This is a genomic window from Ureibacillus terrenus (assembly GCF_006569205.1).
Taxonomy (GTDB): domain Bacteria; phylum Bacillota; class Bacilli; order Bacillales_A; family Planococcaceae; genus Ureibacillus; species Ureibacillus terrenus.
The window spans coordinates 1-534 of the sequence record NZ_VIGD01000079.1; the positions used below are offsets into that span (position 1 = coordinate 1).

The following is a 534-nucleotide window of genomic DNA, read 5'->3' on the forward strand; positions in this document are numbered from 1 at the left end:
TTAAAAGTCAGATGCTCTACCACTGAGCTAATGGCTCATCAATGGTGCCGGCGAAAGGAATCGAACCCTCAACCCACTGATTACAAGTCAGTTGCTCTACCAGTTGAGCTACGCCGGCATATTTATCAGTTTTATGGTGGAGGATGACGGGATCGAACCGCCGACCCTCTGCTTGTAAGGCAGATGCTCTCCCAGCTGAGCTAATCCTCCATCAATCTTATAGCCTAGCAACGTCCTACTCTCGCAGGGGGAAGCCCCCAACTACCATCAGCGCTGAAGAGCTTAACTTCCGTGTTCGGTATGGGAACGGGTGTGACCTCTTCGCCATCGTCACTAGGCTATTCAATTTGGAACATGAATTATTATATCACTTTAATTGGGAATTACAAGTGTTTTTTTAATAATTTTTGTTCCCTCAAAACTGGATAACGGCATCGAAAGTGTTTTCTTGGTTAAGTCCTCGATCGATTAGTATCCGTCAGCTCCACACGTCACCGTGCTTCCACCCCGGACCTATCTACCTCATCGTCTTTG

2 tRNA genes and 2 rRNA genes are annotated in these 534 nt (G+C 47.0%); all 4 read right to left on the reverse strand.

The features are described from left to right. Nucleotides 1–42: 42 nt before the first annotated feature. Nucleotides 43–118, reverse strand: a tRNA-Thr gene (locus FKZ59_RS14535). 16 nt (nt 119–134) lie between these two features. Then, a tRNA-Val gene (locus FKZ59_RS14540) sits at nt 135–210 on the reverse strand. Between the two features lie 12 nt (nt 211–222). Then, a 5S ribosomal RNA gene (rrf, locus tag FKZ59_RS14545) occupies nt 223–338 on the reverse strand. Nucleotides 339–448: 110 nt separating this feature from the next. Continuing rightward, nucleotides 449–534: ribosomal RNA gene (locus tag FKZ59_RS14550) — 23S ribosomal RNA — on the reverse strand; the annotation flags it as partial.